Origin of the sequence: Variovorax sp. SPNA7 (genome assembly GCF_033807855.1) — a bacterium.
GTDB classification, from domain to species: domain Bacteria; phylum Pseudomonadota; class Gammaproteobacteria; order Burkholderiales; family Burkholderiaceae_C; genus Variovorax; species Variovorax beijingensis.
This window is the reverse complement of record NZ_CP138513.1, coordinates 5,160,517-5,178,463: the sequence shown is the minus strand read 5'-3', so window position 1 is coordinate 5,178,463 and position 17,947 is coordinate 5,160,517. Positions and strand designations below refer to the sequence as shown.

The 17,947-nt window shown below is 68.4% G+C and carries 15 protein-coding genes; 13 read left to right on the top strand and 2 right to left on the bottom strand.

Annotation, left to right across the window (positions count from 1 at the left end):
* Window positions 1–44: 44 nt before the first annotated feature.
* From RZE77_RS24235 to RZE77_RS24180, 12 genes are all read left to right on the top strand, one after another.
* Window positions 45–782 (top strand): IclR family transcriptional regulator, encoded by a 738-nt coding sequence (locus RZE77_RS24235; RefSeq protein ID WP_319439614.1) that lies wholly within the window; start codon window positions 45–47, stop codon window positions 780–782.
* 8 nt (window positions 783–790) lie between these two features.
* Entirely contained in the window at window positions 791–1,174 is a 384-nt protein-coding gene (locus tag RZE77_RS24230) for a cupin domain-containing protein (protein WP_319439613.1), read from the top strand.
* A 26-nt stretch (window positions 1,175–1,200) separates the two neighbouring features.
* Complete coding sequence (locus tag RZE77_RS24225) at window positions 1,201–2,211, top strand: Bug family tripartite tricarboxylate transporter substrate binding protein (protein ID WP_319439612.1); 1,011 nt, start codon at window positions 1,201–1,203, stop codon at window positions 2,209–2,211.
* Window positions 2,208–3,434, top strand: coding sequence for a CaiB/BaiF CoA transferase family protein (locus RZE77_RS24220; RefSeq protein ID WP_319439611.1), 1,227 nt, complete (start codon window positions 2,208–2,210; stop codon window positions 3,432–3,434). The genes RZE77_RS24225 and RZE77_RS24220 overlap by 4 nt, the downstream gene beginning before the upstream one ends.
* Window positions 3,431–4,600 carry an acyl-CoA dehydrogenase family protein gene (locus RZE77_RS24215; RefSeq protein WP_319439610.1) on the top strand — a complete coding sequence of 390 codons (1,170 nt, stop codon included), beginning with the start codon at window positions 3,431–3,433 and terminating at the stop codon, window positions 4,598–4,600. Before RZE77_RS24220 ends, RZE77_RS24215 begins: the two co-directional genes overlap by 4 nt.
* Before the next feature lie 13 nt (window positions 4,601–4,613).
* Complete coding sequence (locus RZE77_RS24210) at window positions 4,614–4,907, top strand: acylphosphatase (RefSeq protein ID WP_319439609.1); 294 nt, start codon at window positions 4,614–4,616, stop codon at window positions 4,905–4,907.
* A gap of 139 nt (window positions 4,908–5,046) precedes the next feature.
* A complete protein-coding gene (locus RZE77_RS24205; RefSeq protein ID WP_319439608.1) occupies window positions 5,047–5,967 on the top strand; it encodes a hydroxymethylglutaryl-CoA lyase in 921 nt (306 codons plus the stop codon).
* A gap of 31 nt (window positions 5,968–5,998) precedes the next feature.
* Complete coding sequence (locus tag RZE77_RS24200) at window positions 5,999–6,487, top strand: YbaK/EbsC family protein (protein WP_015867470.1); 489 nt, start codon at window positions 5,999–6,001, stop codon at window positions 6,485–6,487.
* Window positions 6,488–6,491: 4 nt separating this feature from the next.
* The gene (locus tag RZE77_RS24195; protein ID WP_319439607.1) at window positions 6,492–6,773 is read left to right on the top strand and encodes a DUF1289 domain-containing protein; all 282 of its coding nucleotides are present in this window, start codon (window positions 6,492–6,494) and stop codon (window positions 6,771–6,773) included.
* The gene (locus RZE77_RS24190) at window positions 6,770–7,414 is read left to right on the top strand and encodes a 2-hydroxychromene-2-carboxylate isomerase (RefSeq protein ID WP_319439606.1); all 645 of its coding nucleotides are present in this window, start codon (window positions 6,770–6,772) and stop codon (window positions 7,412–7,414) included. The genes RZE77_RS24195 and RZE77_RS24190 overlap by 4 nt, the downstream gene beginning before the upstream one ends.
* A 166-nt stretch (window positions 7,415–7,580) precedes the next feature.
* Window positions 7,581–9,275, top strand: a complete 1,695-nt coding sequence (locus RZE77_RS24185; protein ID WP_319439605.1) for an MFS transporter — start codon at window positions 7,581–7,583, stop codon at window positions 9,273–9,275.
* Between the two features lie 122 nt (window positions 9,276–9,397).
* Complete coding sequence (locus tag RZE77_RS24180; RefSeq protein ID WP_164547807.1) at window positions 9,398–9,544, top strand: hypothetical protein; 147 nt, start codon at window positions 9,398–9,400, stop codon at window positions 9,542–9,544.
* A gap of 18 nt (window positions 9,545–9,562) precedes the next feature.
* On the opposite strand, the gene RZE77_RS24175 is transcribed toward RZE77_RS24180, so the two are convergent.
* Together RZE77_RS24175 and RZE77_RS24170 are read right to left on the bottom strand one after the other, a co-directional pair.
* Complete coding sequence (locus tag RZE77_RS24175) at window positions 9,563–10,678, bottom strand: ABC transporter substrate-binding protein (protein WP_319439604.1); 1,116 nt, start codon at window positions 10,676–10,678, stop codon at window positions 9,563–9,565.
* Between the two features lie 136 nt (window positions 10,679–10,814).
* On the bottom strand, window positions 10,815–11,921 hold the full coding sequence (locus RZE77_RS24170) for an ABC transporter substrate-binding protein (protein WP_319439603.1): 1,107 nt from the start codon (window positions 11,919–11,921) through the stop codon (window positions 10,815–10,817).
* A gap of 168 nt (window positions 11,922–12,089) precedes the next feature.
* Here RZE77_RS24170 and uvrA point away from each other — a divergent pair, with 168 nt between their 5' ends.
* Window positions 12,090–17,921, top strand: a complete 5,832-nt coding sequence (gene uvrA / locus RZE77_RS24165; RefSeq protein ID WP_319439602.1) for an excinuclease ABC subunit UvrA — start codon at window positions 12,090–12,092, stop codon at window positions 17,919–17,921.
* The last annotated feature ends 26 nt before the right edge of the window (window positions 17,922–17,947 follow it).

Sequence of the window (17,947 nt, the reverse complement as noted above, 5' to 3'; positions counted from 1 at the left end):
CAAACCCTGACGCTTTTGTTTTTCACATACGAGAAAATTTCTTCATGGTTGTGAAAACAGCGTTTCGCGTGATCGAGATCGTCGAGCTCTTCGCCCGGGAGAAGCAGCCGCTGGCGCTGTCCGAGATGGCGCGCCTGCTCGAGATGCCGGTGTCCAGCTGCCTCGGGCTGATCCGCACGCTCGAAGAGCAGGGCTACATGTACGAGACCGGCCGCCGCCAGGGCTACTACCCGACCGGCCGGCTGCTGGCGATGGCGCAGGTCATTGCGGCGCACGACCCGGTGCTCGACCGCGTGCGGCCCGCGCTCGAGGAGCTGCGCGACGGTGCGCGCGAGACCGTGCTGTTCGGCAAGTTCCGCGACCCGAACACCGTCGTCTACCTGGAAGTGCTGAGCGCGCCGCAGAGCATCCGCTATTCCGCCGAAGCGGGCGAGACGCGCCCCGCCTACGCCAATTCGATGGGCCGCGCGCTGCTCTCCACGCTCGCGCCCGAGGCGCGCCGCAAGCTGCTGGCAGCCACGCCGCTGGCGCCGCTGACCGACGCCACGCTGACCACGCCCGACGCCATCGAGCAGGAGCTCGAACGCTCGCCCGCGCGCGGCTGGTACGGCAACCTCGGCGAGAGCATTCCCGACCTCGTCGGCCTTGCATGGCCGCTGCGCATCGGCGGCGAGGCCTATGCCATTTCGGTGGCGGGCCCGCGCTACCGGCTCGAGCCGCGCATCGACGAGGCGGCCGCCATGCTGCGCTCCGCCTGCCTGGCCATCGAACACAAAGGCTGATCGAAACAATGACCTCCCCACGCTACTTCGTCCGCGAAAGCGACATTGCCGGCTACCACCCGGCCAACCACACCGGCACGCTCAACAAGCGGCTGATCGGCCCCGAGACCGTGGGCGCGAAGCAGCTCGAGGTGCTGGTCGGCCACATCCAGAAGGGCAAGGGCGCGCTGCCCCATGCGCACCCGGGCATCGAGCAGGTCTGCTACATGCTCGAAGGCCGCGCGGTCGCCGAGGTGGACGGCCAGCGGCAGGAGCTGCACCCCGGCGACAGCTGCTTTTTTCCGGCCGATGCGATGCACACCTTCACGGTGGTGAGCGACGAGCCGGTGCGCGTGCTGGTCATCTACAGCCCGCCGTACGAGGAATCGCCGGAGCGTGTGATCCGGCCCTGAACGACAACCACCCGGAGACAAGAACCATGCAGACGAAGAACGCGACAACCACGGTCGCGGTGGCAAGCCGCCGCCGTTTCATTTCCATCGGCGCCGCCGCGGGCCTGGCCGGCGCGGCACCCTGGGCCTTCGCGCAGGAGGGCTACCCGAAGCAGCCGATCAAGCTGATCGTGCCCTTTGCGGCCGGCAGCGGCACCGACGCGGTGGCGCGCATCACGGCGCAGATGCTGGGCGAGGCGCTCAAGGCCTCGGTCATCGTGGACAACCGCGCGGGCGCCAACGGCGTGATCGCCGCCGAGTTCGTGGCCAAGGCGCCGCCCGACGGCTACACGCTCTTCATGACCACCAACACCACGCACTCGGCCAACCCGAGCCTGATGAAGTCGCTGCCCTACGACCCGGTGAAGGACTTCGCGCCCGTGAGCCGCATCGGCAACCTGCCGTTCATGCTGGTGGTCAACAACGAGCTGCCGGTGAAGAGCGTGGCCGAGCTGCTGGCCTGGGGCCGCGCGCATCCGGGCAAGCTGACCTATGCGAGCGGCAACAGCACCGGCATCGTGAGCGGCGCCACGCTCTCGCGCATGAGCGGCGTGCCGATGCTGCACGTGCCCTACAAGAGCACGCCGCCCGCGATTGCCGACCTGATCGGCGGGCAGGTGTCGATGATGGTGGTCGACCTGGCCGCGGGGCTCGCCACGGTGAAGGCCGGCAAGATGCGCGCGATTGCGGTCACCACGCAGGAGCGCACCAAGCTCTTCCCCGAACTGCCGCCGCTGGCCGAGACGCCCGAGCTCAAGGGCTTCGACATCACCTCGTGGAACGGCGTGTTCGCGCCGGCCGGCACGCCGCGCGATGTGGTGCTGAAGCTCAGCAAGCTGCTGTCGGAAATGGCGAACGGCGCGGCCTTCCGCGAGCGGGTGGCGAAGCTGGGCTTCGATGCCTTCGGCAGCACGCCGGAAGAACTCGGGGCGTTCACCGTGTCGGAACTGGCCAAGTGGAAGAAGCTGATCCAGGCCGCGGGCATCCAGCCCGAATGAGCACCACGGGACCTCTCGACGGCATCCGCATCCTCGACCTCACGGCCGTGGTGATGGGCCCCTATGCCACGCAGACGCTCGGCGACCTTGGCGCCGACATCGTCAAGGTCGAGCCGCTCACGGGCGACAACCTGCGCGCGGTCGGTCCGATGCGACACGCCGGCATGGGCGCGATGGCGCTGCACCTGAACCGCAACAAGCGTTCGATCGTGCTCGACCTCAAGCAGCCGGAAGGACGCGAGGCGTGCCTGCGGCTTGCGGCGGGCTGCGATGCGCTGATCTACAACACGCGCCCGCAGGCGATGGCGCGGCTCGGGCTCGGCTACGAGGCCGTGGCAGCGGCCAACCCGAAGATCGTCTACCTCGGCGCCTTCGGCTATGGCGAAGAAGGCCCCTATGCCGGCAAGCCCGCCTACGACGACCTGATCCAGGGCGCGGCCGGCGTCGCCTCGCTGTTCGCGCAGCAAAGCGGCGACGCGCCGCGCTACGCGCCCGTCACGCTGGCCGACCGCGCCGTGGGGCTGCAGGCGGCCATCGCGCTGCTCGCGGCCGTGCTGCACGCGCAGCGCACGGGCCGCGGCCAGGCGGTCGAGGTGCCGATGTTCGAGGCGCTCTCGCAGTTCGTGATGGGCGACCACCTGGGCGGCCACAGCTTCGAGCCGCCGCTCGGTCCCACCGGCTATGCGCGCCTGCTCGCGCCGCACCGCAAGCCCTACGCCACGGCCGACGGCTACCTGAGCGTGCTGATCTACAACGACAAGCACTGGCAGGCCTTCTTCGACCTGATCGGCCGGCCCGAGCTGCGCACCTCGCCGATGTTCGGCACGCACACGGTGCGCGCCGCGAACATCGGCGCGGTCTATGCGTTCGTGGCCGAGGTGATGGCCACGCGCGGCAGCGATGACTGGATGGCCGCGCTGGAAGCGGCCGACATTCCGGTCGCGCGGCTGCACAGCACCGAGAGCCTGCTCGGCGACCCGCACCTGCGCGCGGTCGATTTCTTTCCCGAGTTCGATCATCCGAGCGAAGGCCGCATCCGCACGCTCGCGCCGGTCGGCCGCTACAGCGCCACGCCCGCGGGCATCCGCCGCATGGCGCCGCGCATCGGCGAGCAGAGCGTCGAGCTGCTGCGCGAAGCGGGCTACGGCGATGAAGCCATCGACCACCTGCTCGCACGCGGCATCACGCTGCAACCGGCTCCACCCAAGGACAACGACGAATGAACTTCTCCCTCAATGAAGACCAGCGCTCGCTGGTGGCCGCCATCGAGCGGCTGTGCGAAGACTTTCCCGCCGACTACTGGCGCGACCACGACGACCGCGCCGCGTTCCCGCACGAGTTCCACCGCGCCGTGGCCGACAGCGGCTGGCTCGGCATCGCGATGCCCGAGGCGCAGGGCGGCGCGGGCCTGGGCATCACCGAGGCCGCGCTGATGATGCGCGCCATCAGCGCGTCGGGTGCGGGCATGTCGGGCGCTTCGTCGGTGCACATGAACATCTTCGGGCTCAACCCGGTGGTGGTGTTCGGCAGCGAGGCACAGCGCCAGCGCTTCCTGCCGCCGCTGATCGCCGGCACCGAGAAGGCCTGCTTCGCCGTGACCGAGCCCGACGCGGGGCTCGACACCACGAGCCTCAAGACGCAGGCGGTGCGCCAGCCGAACGGCGGCTACCTGCTGCACGGCCGCAAGATCTGGATCTCGACCGCGCAGGTGGCCGACCGCATGCTGATCCTCACGCGCACCACGCCGCTCGACCAGGTGAAGAAGCCCACGCAGGGCCTCACGCTGTTCTACACGCCGCTGGACCGTGCCAAGGTCGAGGTGCGCGAGATCCACAAGCTCGGCCGTGCGGCCGTCGACTCCAACATGCTCTTCATCGACGGCCTCGAAGTGCCGGAGGAAGACCGCATCGGCGAGGAGGGCCGCGGCTTCGAATACATCCTGCACGGGCTCAACCCCGAGCGCATCCTGATCGCGGCCGAAGCCATCGGCATCGGCCGCGCCGCCCTGCGCATCGCCGCGCAGTACGCGCAGGAGCGCGTCGTGTTCGGCCGGCCGATCGGCCAGAACCAGGGCGTGGCGCATCCGCTCGCGCGCGCCTGGGCCAACCTCGAGGCGGCCGACCTGATGGTGTTCAAGGCCGCCACGCTGTACGACGCGGGCGAGCCCTGCGGCATCGAGGCCAACGCCGCCAAGTACCTCGCGGCCGAGGCGGCGCACGACGCCTGCCAGAACGCGGTTCTCACGCTCGGCGGCATGGGCTATGCGAAGGAATACCATGTCGAGCGGCTGCTGCGCGAGAGCTACATTCCGCGCATTGCGCCGGTCAGTCCGCAGATGATCCTGAACTTCATCGCGGAAAAGGCGCTCGGCCTGCCCAAGTCGTACTGATGTTGCCCATGCCATGAGTCCATCCGCCGTCACCCGCCATCTCGTCGTCCGCGGCCTGGTGCAGGGCGTGGGCTATCGCTGGTCGATGGTGCAGGCCGCGCGGCGCCTGGGCGTGCGCGGCTGGGTGCGCAACCGCCGCGACGGCAGCGTGGAGGCGCTGGCCTGCGGCCCGGCCGCTGCCGTCGATGCGCTGGTCGCATGGGCCCGCAGCGGGCCGGACGGCGCGCGCGTGGATGCGCTCGACGCGGTGGAGGCGCCCGCGCCCGCCGAGCCGCCATCGGATTTCGTGCAGCGCGAAACGGCGTGAACCGCAGCGCTGGCGCGATCTGCAACGCCGCTGGCAGGCATTGCAACCCCCGCAGCAGGCGCGGCCGAGCACGCAAGACGCAGACGGCCGACAATTGACGCACGCTTTTTCTCTTCCCCAGCGAACCCAGAGACATCCCATGAAACTCCCCGCCAAGGTCCAGATCGTCGACGTCGGTCCGCGCGACGGACTGCAGAACGAGAAGCAACCGGTCTCCGCCGAAGTCAAGATCGGCCTCGTGCACCGCCTGCAGGACGCCGGCCTGAAGGAGATCGAGGTCACCAGCTTCGTGAGCCCCAAGTGGGTGCCGCAGATGGCCGACAACGCCGAGGTGATGCACGGCATCCGGCGCTTGCCCGGCGTGCGCTATTCGGTGCTCACGCCCAACATGAAGGGCTTCGAGGCCGCCATTGCCGCGCCGCGCGAAGAGTGGCCCGACGAGATCGTGGTGTTCGGCGCCGCGAGCGAGGCCTTCAGCCAGAAGAACATCAACTGCTCCATTGCCGAGAGCATCGAGCGCTTCGCGCCCGTGGTCGCAGCGGCGCGCGAGAAGGGCATCGATGTGCGCGGCGCCATGTCGTGCACCGTGGGCTGCCCGTATGAAGGCGAGGTCGCGCCCGAGCGCGTGGGCATGCTGGCAAAGCTGATGAAGGACATCGGCGTGCAGCGCGTGGACGTGGCCGACACCATCGGCGTGGGCACGCCGCGCAAGGTGAAGGTCGCCATCGAGGCCACGCTGGCGCACTTCAACGTGGACCACATCTCGGGCCACTTCCACGACACCTACGGCCAGGCGCTGGTCAACACGCTGGCCTCGCTGGAACTCGGGGTCTGGAACTTCCAGTCGTCCTCCGCCGGGCTGGGCGGCTGCCCTTATGCCAAGGGCGCGACCGGCAACGTGGCGACCGAAGACGTGGTCTACATGCTGCACGGCATGGGCATCGAGACCGGAATCGACCTCGACAAGCTGATCGACGCGGGCGTGTACATCAGCGAGGCGCTGGGGCGCGAGCCGAATTCGCGGGCGTCGAAGGCGATCCGCACGAAGAGGGCGGGATGATGGGCATCGACGAAAAGCGGGGAGGCCTCTGATGTGCGGCGCTGAACTCCATTCGCTGCCCGAGGGCGTGCAGCGCGTCTCGCGCATGCTGCAGGACGCGGGCCATCCGCATTCGCCGCGCATGCTCGACGACGCCTGCCGCACCGCGCAGCAGGCGGCCGACGCGCTCGGCATCCTGGTCGGGCAGATCGCCAAGAGCATCATCTTCCGGCGCAAGAGCGACGACGCGGCGGTGCTGGTCATCACCTCGGGCGACAAGCGCGTCGACGAGAAGAAGGTCGATGCGCTGGTCGGCAAGACCGGCCGCGCCGATGCGGAGTTCGTGAAGGCGCGCACCGGCTTCACGATCGGCGGCGTGTCGCCGGTCGCGCATGCCACGCCGCCGGTGGTGCTGATCGACCGCGAGCTGTTCCGCTTCGAGGAGATCTGGGCCGCCGCGGGCCATCCGCATGCGGTGTTCCAGCTGCGTCCGCAAGACCTCGAGAAGCTCACCGGCGCGCCGGTGGCGGACGTGGTGTGACGACGTGAATCCAGGCGACGCGCAAAAAACGCTGGCCGAACGCGCCGAGGCCGTGCAGCGCTCGGCCGGCGACGATGCGCCCGGTGTGCCATCGCCCTGCACCTCGGTCTGCCGCATGGACAGCCGGAGCGGCTTCTGCGAAGGGTGCCTGCGCACCCTTCCCGAGATCGCGGGCTGGAGCCGCATGGAAGACGAGGCGCGGCGCGGCGTGTGGCGCGCGATAGAGTTGCGGGCGCGGGCCGGCCTCTGGCGCATCCCGGAACCCTCAGGAGACAAGCACGCATGAAGCACATCGACTTCTACCTCGACTTCATCTCGCCCTATGCGCACCTTGCGTTCGAGCACCTGCCCCAGGCGCTCGAAGGCCTGAGCTGCAGCGTGGCCTACAAGCCGGTGCTGCTCGGCGCGATCCTCAAGCACCACGGCCAGCTCGGCCCGGCCGAGATTCCCGCCAAGCGCAGCTGGACCTACCGCCATGTGCTCTGGCTCGGCCATGCGAACGGCATCCAGATCGAGATGCCGGCCTCGCACCCGTACAACCCGCTGCCGCACCTGCGGCTCGCGCTGTCGACCTCGGACGACGGCAGCATCAGCCGCCTGGTGGCCGAGACCATCCTGCGCAACGTATGGCGCGGCGGCGAGGAAGCCGGCGATGCCGCGCGCCTGGCTGCGCTGGCGGCGCAGCTGGAACCGAAGCGCGACATGAACGGCGACGAGAACAAGGCGCTGCTCAAGCGCAACACCGACGGTGCCCTGCAGGCCGGCGTGTTCGGCACGCCGACGTGCGTGGTCGACGGCCGCCTGTTCTGGGGCTTCGACGGCCTCGCGATGCTGCGCGCCTACCTGGCCGGCGACGCATGGTTCGACGGCCCGCAATGGGCCGCGGCCGACCAGCGGCCGTCCTTGCTGCGAAGCAGCAAAAGCTGAGCAATCGGCCGATTTCTTACAAGCTGAAACGGGCCCCGCGGGTTTCACCTTAATCCGTAAGCGTCGGTTCAGTTTCGCGAAAGGCTCGGGTCAGTCGCGCCTCCAAGAATGCTTCACGGCCCCGAATGCCGGGGCCGACCGAACGCATACACAGGAGACGACGCAAATGGCAGCAACACTGGATTCGAGGGGGATGCCGCATCCGGCCCCCCGGCCCATGTCCGCGGAGGAAAAGAAGGTCATCTTCGCTTCCTCCCTTGGCACGGTGTTCGAGTGGTACGACTTCTACCTTTACGGCTCGCTGGCCGCGATCATCGCGAAGCAGTTCTTCAGCGGCCTGGATGCCGGCGCGGCCTTCATCTTCGCGCTGCTGGCGTTTGCCGCGGGCTTCCTGGTGCGGCCGTTCGGTGCCATCGTGTTCGGCCGGCTCGGCGACATGATCGGGCGCAAGTACACCTTCCTGGTCACGATCCTGATCATGGGCCTGTCGACCTTCATCGTCGGCCTCCTGCCCAGCTACGCGACCATCGGCGTCGCGGCGCCGGTGATCCTGATCGCGCTGCGCATGCTGCAGGGCCTCGCGCTCGGCGGCGAGTACGGCGGTGCCGCCACCTACGTGGCCGAGCACTCGCCGCACGGCAAGCGCGGCGCCTACACCTCGTGGATCCAGACCACCGCCACGCTCGGGCTGTTCCTGAGCCTGCTGGTGATCCTGGGCGTGCGCACCTGGCTCGGCGAACAGGCCTTCGGCGACTGGGGCTGGCGCGTTCCGTTCCTGGTGTCGATCGCACTGCTCGGCATCTCGGTGTGGATCCGCCTCTCGCTGAGCGAATCGCCCGCCTTCCAGAAGATGAAGGCCGAGGGCAAGACCTCGAAGGCTCCGCTGTCGGAATCCTTCGGCCAGTGGAAGAACCTCAAGATCGTGATCCTGGCGCTGGTCGGCCTGACCGCCGGCCAGGCCGTGGTCTGGTACACGGGCCAGTTCTATGCGCTGTTCTTCCTGACGCAGCAGCTCAAGGTCGATCCCACCACCGCCAACCTGATGATCGCCGCCTCGCTGCTGATCGGCACGCCGTTCTTCGTGGTGTTCGGCACGCTCTCGGACAAGATCGGCCGCAAGCCGATCATCATGGCCGGCTGCCTGCTGGCCGTGGTGACCTACTTCCCGGTCTTCAAGATGATCACGGAATACGCCAACCCCGACCTGGCCCGCGCGCAGGCAACCGCCGGCGTCACGGTGACGGCGGATCCGAAGTCGTGTTCGTTCCAGGGCAACCCGGTGGCGCGCGAGATCGATTTCAGGAGCTCGTGCGACATTGCCAAGCGCTACCTGGTGCAGAACTCGGTGAGCTACGACAACGTCGAAGGCGCGCCCGGCTCCAAGGCCGTCGTCAAGATCGGCGACAAGACCATCGAGGCGCCGGTCGGCAACGTGGTCAACCTGAAGTTCGACGAAGCCTCCGCCAAGGAGATTGCCGCCTTCAAGAAGAGCGTGGCCGAAGACCTGAAGGTGGCCGGCTATCCCGCCAAGGCCGACCCCGCCAAGATGAACAAGGCGATGGTCGTCGGGCTGCTGTTCTGGCTGGTGCTGCTGGTCACGATGGTCTACGGCCCGATCGCCGCGATGCTGGTCGAACTGTTCCCCACGCGCATCCGCTACACCTCGATGAGCCTGCCGTACCACATCGGCAACGGCTGGTTCGGCGGACTGCTGCCGACCACCGCCTTCGCGATCGTGGCGACCACCGGCAACATGTACAACGGCCTCTGGTACCCGATCATCATCGCGGCCATGACGCTGGTCATCGGCACGCTCTTCATCCGCGAAACCAAGGACGTCGACATCTACGCGAACGACTGACGCGCGTTCAGGACAGGAGGGCGGCGACAAGCCGGCCCTCCGTTCAACAAAGGGGCTTCATGCCGTCCGGCATGAGGCCCTTTTCTTGAACCTTCGCATCCCACCATCAGGAGACAGAACCCATGTGGAAACTCGTTGTCGGCTTCGTCATCTTTGCCGCCATTGCCCTGTACGTCATCTCGCAAGCCGGCGACAAGATCGACATGTCGGGCGAGAAGCACGGCGGCGACACGACGCACGAGCCTGCGCCCGCTGCCGCACCCAAGTAAGCGCCCGCGTGGCGGCGATCAGCGCTTGAAGCGGCCTTCGCTGACGATCGACAGGTCGACGTAGTCGATGCCCGTGTGGTCCGTCGGCGAGTAGCTCACGTCGATGTTGCCGCCCAGGTCGTACTGGAGGCTGTTGAGCGTGGCAATCAGCCGGGCGCGCGTGGGCTTGGGGCCCGTGCGGCGCAGCGCTTCCACCATCACCTTGGTGGCGACGAAGCCTTCGAGCAGCGCGGGCGACAGCTCGGTCTGCCCCTTGGCCTTGGCGAGCGCCATCGCTTCCTTGATCAGCGGATGGCCGAACGAGCGCTCGTAGGGCAGCACCTGCGTGACGATCACGCCGGCGCTGGCCGAGCCCAGTTCCTTGATGAAGCCCGAGGCCGCGTTGTTCGACAGCGTGATGATCTGCGCCGCCGAGCCCGCGGCGCGCAGCGCCTTCACGCCTTCGGTCACCGCGGTGCCCGAGCCGATCCAGAGCACCGCCTGTGCATTGGCCTTGACCAGCTGCGGCACGATCACCGAATAGTCGGGCTTGCTGCGGTCGGCCAGCGCCAGCACGGCCGGTGCGAGCCCGGCCTTCTCGAAGCCCTTGCTCGCGCCTTCCATCGCATCCTTGCCGAACGAGTCGTCGGCCTGCACCACGGCAATGCGCTGGATGCCCGTGGTGTGCAGGTGCTGCACCGCCTTTTCAGCCTCGCGCTGGTAGGTCGAGCGCACGTTGAAGATGTTCTTCTGCAGCGGCTTGTGCAGCGCCATCGCGCCGGTGGAGGGCCCCACCAGCGCCACGCCGTGCTTGTCGAGCAGCGGAATGACGGCCAGGGTGTTGGGCGTGCCGCGGTTGAGCAGCAGCGCCAGCACCTTCTTGTCCTCGATCAGGATGCGCGTGTTCTCGAGCGAGCGCTTGGCATCCAGGCCGTCGTCCAGCCGGATCACCTCTATCTGCTCGCCGTTGATGCCGCCCTGGGCATTGACCTGGTCGATGACCAGCTGCGAGCCCATGATGGTTTCCTTCACGCTGGCGGCCACCGGGCCCGACAGGTCGGCCGACTGGCCGATCACGATCTGCGCCGACGCGCCGAGCGCGGACAGGGCGAAGAGCAGCGCAACAGCACGGGACGTGGACAACATCTTCATCATCGAACAGGCCTTTGGGCGAAGCGGATGCTTCTGTCAGAAGATGTGTAATGTGTTGCCGCAAGTGACATTCACTCGCTCGTGGAAACCCTGTCAAACCATAGTTCCCAGCGCCCCGGCGTTGCCGCCAGCGCCGCGCTCAGCGCTTGAAGCGGCCCTCGCTGATGATCGCGAGGTCGGCGAAGTCGATGCCCGAATGGTCCTGCGGCGAATAGCTGATCTCGAGCCCGCCGAGGTCGTAGCCGCGCAGGCTCTCGAGCGCTGCCAGCACCTTGGCCCGCGTCGGCTTGGGGCCGGCGCGGCGCAGCGCCTCGACCAGCACCTTGGCCGAGGCAAAGCCCTCGAGCGCGGCCGGCGACAGCTCGGCCTGGCCCTTGGCGCGTGCCAGCGCCAGCGCTTCCTTGACCATGGGATAGCTGATGGAGCGCTCGTTCGGGAACACCTGGGTCACGATCACGCCCTTGCTCGCATCGCCCAGCTGCTTGATGAAACCCGAGGAGGCGTTGTTCGACAGGGTGACCACCTGCGCGGCCGAGCCGGAGGCGCGCAGCGCCTTGATGCCCTCGACCACCGCAACGCCCGAGCCGATCCACAGCACCGCCTGCGCATTGGCGTCTTTGATGGCCGGCACGATGGCCTTGTAGTCGGGCTTTTCGCGGTCGGCCGGCACGGTCACGATGGGCTTGGCCTGCGCCTTGGCGAAGCCGGTCATGGCGCCCTCGAGCGCGTCCTGCCCGAAGGAATCGGTCACGTGGACCACGGCAATGCGCGCGATGCCGGTGGTGAGCAGGTGCTGGATCGCCTTCTCGGCTTCGCGCTGGTAGGTGGCGCGCACGTTGAACACATGCTTTTGCACCGGCTTGTGCAGCACCATGGCCCCGGTCGAGGGGCCGATCAGGGGCACGTCGTGCTTGTCGAGCCACGGGATGATGGCCTGCGAATGCGGCGTGCCGCGGCTCATGAAGAGCGCCGCCACCTTCTTGTCCTCGATCAGCACGCGGGCGTTCTCGGCGGCGCGCTTGACGTCGAAGCCGTCGTCCATGCGCAGCACCTCGATCTTCTCGCCGTGGATGCCGCCCTGGGCGTTCGCCGCGTCGATCACCAGCTGGGCGCCGCCGATGGTTTCATTCACGCTGGCGGCCACCGAGCCGGTCATGCCCGCCGTCTGGCCGATCAGGATCTGGGCCGGCGCGGATGTCGCGGCCACTGCGAGCAGGGCGGCGCAAAGAACGTGCAGCTTGTTCATGGATAACTTCAAGGTGGGATGGAACGTAAACAAAGGTGCTATTTGTTACATAAAGTGTTAATTGCTGAATCCGTACAAACCCCTGCGCGGCCGCAGACCATGTGACGGAGTGCACGAATATGTCACCGGCCCCTCCCTAGAATGTTTGCCCCACCCCCCAAGGCACTCATGACACAGGGCTCCATCCGGATTCGCGGCGCGCGCCAGCACAACCTCCAGAACCTCGACCTCGACATCCGCACCGGCGAGATGACCGTGGTCACCGGGCCCAGCGGCTCGGGCAAATCGAGCCTCGTTTTCGACACCCTCTATGCCGAAGGCCAGCGGCGCTATGTGGAGACCTTTTCCGCCTATGCGCGCCAGTTCCTGGACCGCATGGACAAGCCGGCCGTCGACAAGGTGGAGGGCGTGCCGCCTGCCATCGCCATCGACCAGACCAACCCGGTGCGCTCCTCGCGCTCCACGGTCGGCACGATGACCGAGCTCAACGACCACCTGAAGCTGCTCTACGCGCGTGCGGCCCAGCTGTTCGACCGCGAGACCGCGCTGCCGGTGCGCCACGACTCGCCCGACAGCATCTACGCGCAGATCGCCGAGCGGGCGGCCGCGGCGGGCGATCCGCGGCTCGTGGTCACCTTCCCGGTCGAGCTGCCCGCGGGCACCTCTGCGGACGAAGTGACGCAATGGCTGTCGGCCAGCGGCTTCACGCGCGTGCAGGCCGAGCGAGAGGTGGCCACGCCCACTGGCCCCCGCAAGATGCTCGACGTGGTGGCCGACCGCTTCCGCATCTCGAGCGCCGAGCGCGCGCGCGTGGTCGAGGCCATCGAGGTGGCGCTCAAGCGCGGCAGCGGGCGGGTCACGGTGCATGCCACGGGGGCTGAAGAAAACGCGTCTACCGACGTCTGGAAGTTCTCCACCGGCCTGCACTGCCCCGAGAGCGACATCCGCTACGCCGACCCGATCCCGTCGATGTTCTCGTTCAACTCGGCCGTCGGCGCCTGCGACACCTGCCGCGGCTTCGGCCGCGTGATCGGCGTCGACCTGGGCCTCGTGATTCCCAACGACAAGCTCACGCTGCGCGCCGGCGCCATCAAGACCATCCAGACGCCCGCCTGGAAGGAAGCGCAGGACGACCTCATGCGCCACGCCGAGGCGGCCGGCATTCCGCGCGACACGCCGTGGAACAAGCTCACCGACGAGCAGAAGCACTGGGTGATCGAGGGCACGCCCAACTACAAGGAAGGCAACTGGAACAAGCAGTGGTACGGCGTGCGCCGCTTCTTCGGCTACCTGGAGAGCAAGGCCTACAAGATGCACATCCGCGTGCTCTTGTCCAAGTACCGCAGCTACACGCCGTGCCCCACCTGCAGCGGCGCGCGCCTGAAGCTCGACAGCCTGATCTGGCGCATCGGCAGCAAGGAAGATGCGGATGCGGTGCTGGAGCCCGCCAAGCGCTTCATGCCGGCCGGCGTGAAGTGGACGCGCGCCCAGCTCGAGGCGCTGCCGGGGTTGTGCCTGCATGACTTGATGCTGCTGCCGATCGAGCGGCTGCGGCGGTTCTTCGACCGGCAGCAGCCCTCACCCCAACCCTCTCCCGCAAGCGGGAGAGGGGGCAAGACCGAACAGCCGGCCGGGGATTCCGATTCGCTCCCTCTCCCGCTTGCGGGAGAGGGCCGGGGTGAGGGTGAAATCCAGGCCCTCAAACTCCTCTTCGAAGAAATCACCACCCGCCTGCGCTACCTGCACGACGTGGGCATCGGCTACCTCACGCTCGACCGCCAGAGCCGCACGCTCTCGGGCGGCGAGGTGCAGCGCATCAACCTCACCACGGCGCTCGGCACCTCGCTGGTCAACACGCTGTTCGTGCTCGACGAGCCCAGCATCGGCCTGCATCCGCGCGACATGAACCGCATCACCGAGGCCATGCTGCGCCTGCGCGATGCCGGCAACACGCTGGTGGTGGTCGAGCACGACCCGGCCGTGATGCTCGCGGCCGACCGCGTGATCGACATGGGCCCCGGCCCCGGCATCCGCGGCGGGCAGATCGTGTTCGACGGCAGCACCGACCAGCTGCGCGATGCCGACACGCTGACCGGCCAGTACCTGGGCGGACGCAAGAAGATCGGCATGGGCTTCAAGCGGCTCGTGAGCGAGAACACGCACCGGCTCATCCTCGAAGGCGTGCGCGAGCACAACCTCAAGGACATCACGGTCGAGTTTCCGCTCGCGCGGCTGGTCTGCGTGACCGGCGTCAGCGGCTCGGGCAAGTCGACGCTGATCCAGGACGTGCTGGCGCCCGCGCTCATGCGCCACTTCGGCAAGGCCACCGAAACGCCGGGCGCGCACGACCGCCTGCTGGGTGCCGATCACCTGGGCGACGTGGTCTTTGTCGACCAATCGCCGATCGGCAAGACCGCGCGCTCCAATCCCGCGAGCTACGTGGGCGCATGGGACGCGATCCGCGAAATCTTCGCTACCGCCGCGCTCTCGCGCCAGCGCGGCTACACCGCGAGCAAGTTCAGCTTCAACTCCGGGGACGGCCGCTGCCCGACCTGCGGCGGCTCGGGCTTCGAGCATGTGGAGATGCAGTTTCTCTCGGACGTGTACCTGCGCTGCCCCGATTGCGACGGCAAGCGCTACCGCCCCGAGATCCTCGAGGTGAAGGTCGAACGCAAAGGGAAGAGCTACAACGTGGCCGACGTGCTCGACCTCACCGTGGCCGAAGCCGCGGCGGTGTTCGAGGTCGACCGCGACGTGCTGCGCGTGCTGCAGCCGATCTCCGACGTGGGGCTCGACTACGTCAAGCTTGGCCAGCCTGTGCCCACGCTGAGCGGCGGCGAGGCCCAGCGCCTGAAGCTCGCGGGCTTCCTGGCCGAGGCGGCCAAGAGCGCAACGGCCAGCAAGCAATCGGTCGCGCGCAGGGGCACGCTGTTCCTGTTCGACGAGCCCACCACCGGGCTGCACTTCGACGACATCGCGCGCCTGATGCGCGCGCTGCGCAAGCTGCTCGACGCCGGCCATTCGCTGATCGTGATCGAGCACAACCTCGACGTGATCCGCGCCAGCGACTGGTGCATCGACCTGGGCCCCGAAGGCGGCGAGGGCGGCGGCCGGGTGGTGGCGGAGGGCACGCCCGAGCAGCTGCGCGAGAACCGCGCCTCGCTCACCGGCGCGGCGCTGGCCGACTACGACCTGGCCATCGGCCCCGAGGCCTACAAGGTGGCCGAGCGCGCCGCGCGGCGCTACATCGCCAATGCCAAGACGGCGCCCGGCAGCCACGCGATCGAGATCGTCAACGCGCGCGAGCACAACCTGAAGAACCTCAGCGTGAACATTCCGCGCGGCAAGTTCAGCGTGGTGACGGGCGTGAGCGGTTCGGGCAAGTCGACGCTGGCCTTCGACATTTTGTTCAACGAGGGGCAGCGGCGCTATCTCGAATCGCTCAACGCCTATGCGCGCAGCATCGTGCAGCCCGCGGGCCGGCCCGAGGTCGATGCGGTCTACGGCATTCCGCCCACGGTGGCCATCGAGCAGCGCCTGTCGCGCGGCGGCCGCAAGAGCACGGTGGGCACCACCACCGAGGTCTGGCACTTCCTGCGCCTCCTGTACGTGAAGCTCGGCATCCAGCACTGCATCCACGACGGCGCGGCGGTGCAGCCGCAGACGCCCGACAGCATCGCCGCGCAGCTGATGCGCAACTTCAAGGGCCAGCACATCGGCCTGCTCGCGCCGCTGGTGAGCAACCGCAAGGGCGTGTACACCGAGCTGGCCGACTGGGCGCGGCCGCGCGGCTTCACGCACCTGCGCGTGGACGGCGAGTTCCTGCCGACCACCGGCTTTCCGCGCATCGACCGCTTCAAGGAGCACAGCATCGAGCTGCCGGTGGCGAGCCTCGATGTGCTGCCCTCGAAGGAGACCGAGCTGCGCGAGGCGCTGACGAAGGCGCTCGAACACGGCAAGGGCGTGGTGCATGTGCTGAGCCAGCTCGACGGCCTCAAGGCCGCGATGATGGCCGGCGTGTCGGCCTCGGGCATCGGCCGCGTCAACGTGTTCTCCACGCTGCGCGCCTGCCCGGTCTGCAGCACCAGCTATGCCGAGCTCGATCCGCGCCTGTTCAGCTACAACAGCAAGCACGGCTGGTGCCCCGACTGCGTGGGCACCGGCGTCAAGCTCAGCAAGGACCAGCGCAAGGTCTTCGACGACTCGATCCGCGACGACGACAACAAGGGCCGCGAACAGACCTTCGCCGAACCCGAGATCGAAGACCTGGCCGACACCGCCTGCCCGGCCTGCGAAGGCACGCGGCTCAATGCGACGGCGCGCGCGGTGGGCTTCGGCGCATCGCCGGCCGACGGCATGGGCGGCATCGGCATCACCGAACTCGCGCGCATGAGCGTGACCGAGGTGCGGCAGTGGTTCGAAGGCCTGGCGCTCACCGGGCGCGAAGCCGAGATCGCGCGCGACCTGGTGCCCGAGATCAAGAGCCGGCTCGAGTTTCTCGAAGAAGTAGGCCTGGGCTACCTCACGCTCGACCGCGGCGCACCCACACTGAGCGGCGGCGAGGCGCAGCGCATCCGGCTGGCGGCGCAGCTCGGCAGCAACCTGCAGGGCGTGTGCTACGTGCTCGACGAGCCGACCATCGGCCTGCATGCGCGCGACAACCAGATTCTGCTGGACGCGCTGCACAAGCTCGGCGACAAGGGCAACACGCTGGTGGTGGTGGAGCACGACGAGGACACCATCCGCCGCGCCGACCACATCATCGACATCGGCCCGAGCGCCGGCAAGCGCGGCGGCCGCCTCGTGGCCGAGGGCACGGTGGCCGACATCCAGAAGGCGGGCGATTCGCAGACCGGGCGCTACCTGCGCGATGCCATCAAGCACCCGCTGCAGGCGCGCCGCCTGATTCCCTCGCCCGATCCGAAGGCGGAAGACAGCGGCCGATGGCTCACCGTGCACGGCGCCGGCCTGCACAACCTGCAGGACGTGACCGCCACGCTGCCGCTGCACCGCCTGGTGGTGGTGACCGGCGTGAGCGGCTCGGGCAAGTCCACGCTCGCGCGCGACGTGCTGCTGGCCAGCGTGCATGGCATCGTGGTCCAGCGCATGACCAAGGCCGGCCGCGACGCCGATGCAGCGGGCAAGCGCCCGGCCTGGTCGGGCTGCGAGCGCGTCGAAGGCTACGAGAGCATCGACCGCGTGCTCGAGGTCGACCAGACCCCCATCGGCAAGACGCCGCGCAGCTGCCCGGCCACCTACATCGGCTTCTGGGACACCATCCGCAAGCTGTTCGCCGACACGCTCGAAGCCAAGGCCCGCGGCTACGGCCCGGCGCGCTTCAGCTTCAACACCGGTGAAGGCCGCTGTCCCGGCTGCGACGGCGCCGGCGTGCGCACCATCGAGATGAGCTTCCTGCCCGACGTGAAGGTGCCCTGCGAGGTCTGCCACGGCGCACGTTTCAACCCCGAGACGCTGGCCGTGAGCTGGCGCGGCAAGAGCATCGGCGAGGTGCTGCAGATGGAGGTGGACGAGGCGGTCGAGTTCTTCGCGGCCATGCCCAACATCAGCCATCCGCTGCAGCTGCTGAAGGACGTGGGGCTGGGCTACCTCACGCTGGGCCAGCCCTCGCCCACGCTCTCGGGCGGCGAGGCGCAGCGCATCAAGCTGGTGACCGAGCTCAGCAAGGTGCGCGACGACGTCACGCGCCGCGGCCAGAAGGCGCCGCACACGCTGTACGTGCTCGACGAGCCGACCGTGGGCCTGCACATGGCCGACGTCGAGAAGCTGATCCACGTGCTGCACCGGCTGGTGAACGGCGGCCACAGCGTGGTGGTGATCGAGCACGACCTCGACCTGATCGCCGAGGCCGACTGGATCATCGACCTCGGGCCCGAGGGCGGCAACGCCGGCGGGCGCATCGTGGCCGCGGCGCCGCCGGAGGAGGTGGTGCGGCTCGGCACGCACACCGGCGTGGCCCTGGCGCCGGTGCTGGCGAGATAGCGGGCAGGGCGGGGTGCGGGCCCCGC

Bases quoted from the DNA above. Each gene is read 5' to 3' on its own strand.
- RZE77_RS24235 (WP_319439614.1), top strand. From the start codon at position 45: ATGGTTGTGAAAACAGCGTTTCGCGTGATCGAGATCGTCGAGCTCTTC.
- RZE77_RS24230 (WP_319439613.1), top strand. From the start codon at position 791: ATGACCTCCCCACGCTACTTCGTCCGCGAAAGCGACATTGCCGGCTAC.
- RZE77_RS24225 (WP_319439612.1), top strand. From the start codon at position 1,201: ATGCAGACGAAGAACGCGACAACCACGGTCGCGGTGGCAAGCCGCCGC.
- RZE77_RS24220 (WP_319439611.1), top strand. From the start codon at position 2,208: ATGAGCACCACGGGACCTCTCGACGGCATCCGCATCCTCGACCTCACG.
- RZE77_RS24215 (WP_319439610.1), top strand. From the start codon at position 3,431: ATGAACTTCTCCCTCAATGAAGACCAGCGCTCGCTGGTGGCCGCCATC.
- RZE77_RS24210 (WP_319439609.1), top strand. From the start codon at position 4,614: ATGAGTCCATCCGCCGTCACCCGCCATCTCGTCGTCCGCGGCCTGGTG.
- RZE77_RS24205 (WP_319439608.1), top strand. From the start codon at position 5,047: ATGAAACTCCCCGCCAAGGTCCAGATCGTCGACGTCGGTCCGCGCGAC.
- RZE77_RS24200 (WP_015867470.1), top strand. From the start codon at position 5,999: ATGTGCGGCGCTGAACTCCATTCGCTGCCCGAGGGCGTGCAGCGCGTC.
- RZE77_RS24190 (WP_319439606.1), top strand. From the start codon at position 6,770: ATGAAGCACATCGACTTCTACCTCGACTTCATCTCGCCCTATGCGCAC.
- RZE77_RS24185 (WP_319439605.1), top strand. From the start codon at position 7,581: ATGGCAGCAACACTGGATTCGAGGGGGATGCCGCATCCGGCCCCCCGG.
- RZE77_RS24180 (WP_164547807.1), top strand. From the start codon at position 9,398: ATGTGGAAACTCGTTGTCGGCTTCGTCATCTTTGCCGCCATTGCCCTG.
- RZE77_RS24175 (WP_319439604.1), bottom strand. From the start codon at position 10,678: ATGATGAAGATGTTGTCCACGTCCCGTGCTGTTGCGCTGCTCTTCGCC.
- RZE77_RS24170 (WP_319439603.1), bottom strand. From the start codon at position 11,921: ATGAACAAGCTGCACGTTCTTTGCGCCGCCCTGCTCGCAGTGGCCGCG.
- uvrA (WP_319439602.1), top strand. From the start codon at position 12,090: ATGACACAGGGCTCCATCCGGATTCGCGGCGCGCGCCAGCACAACCTC.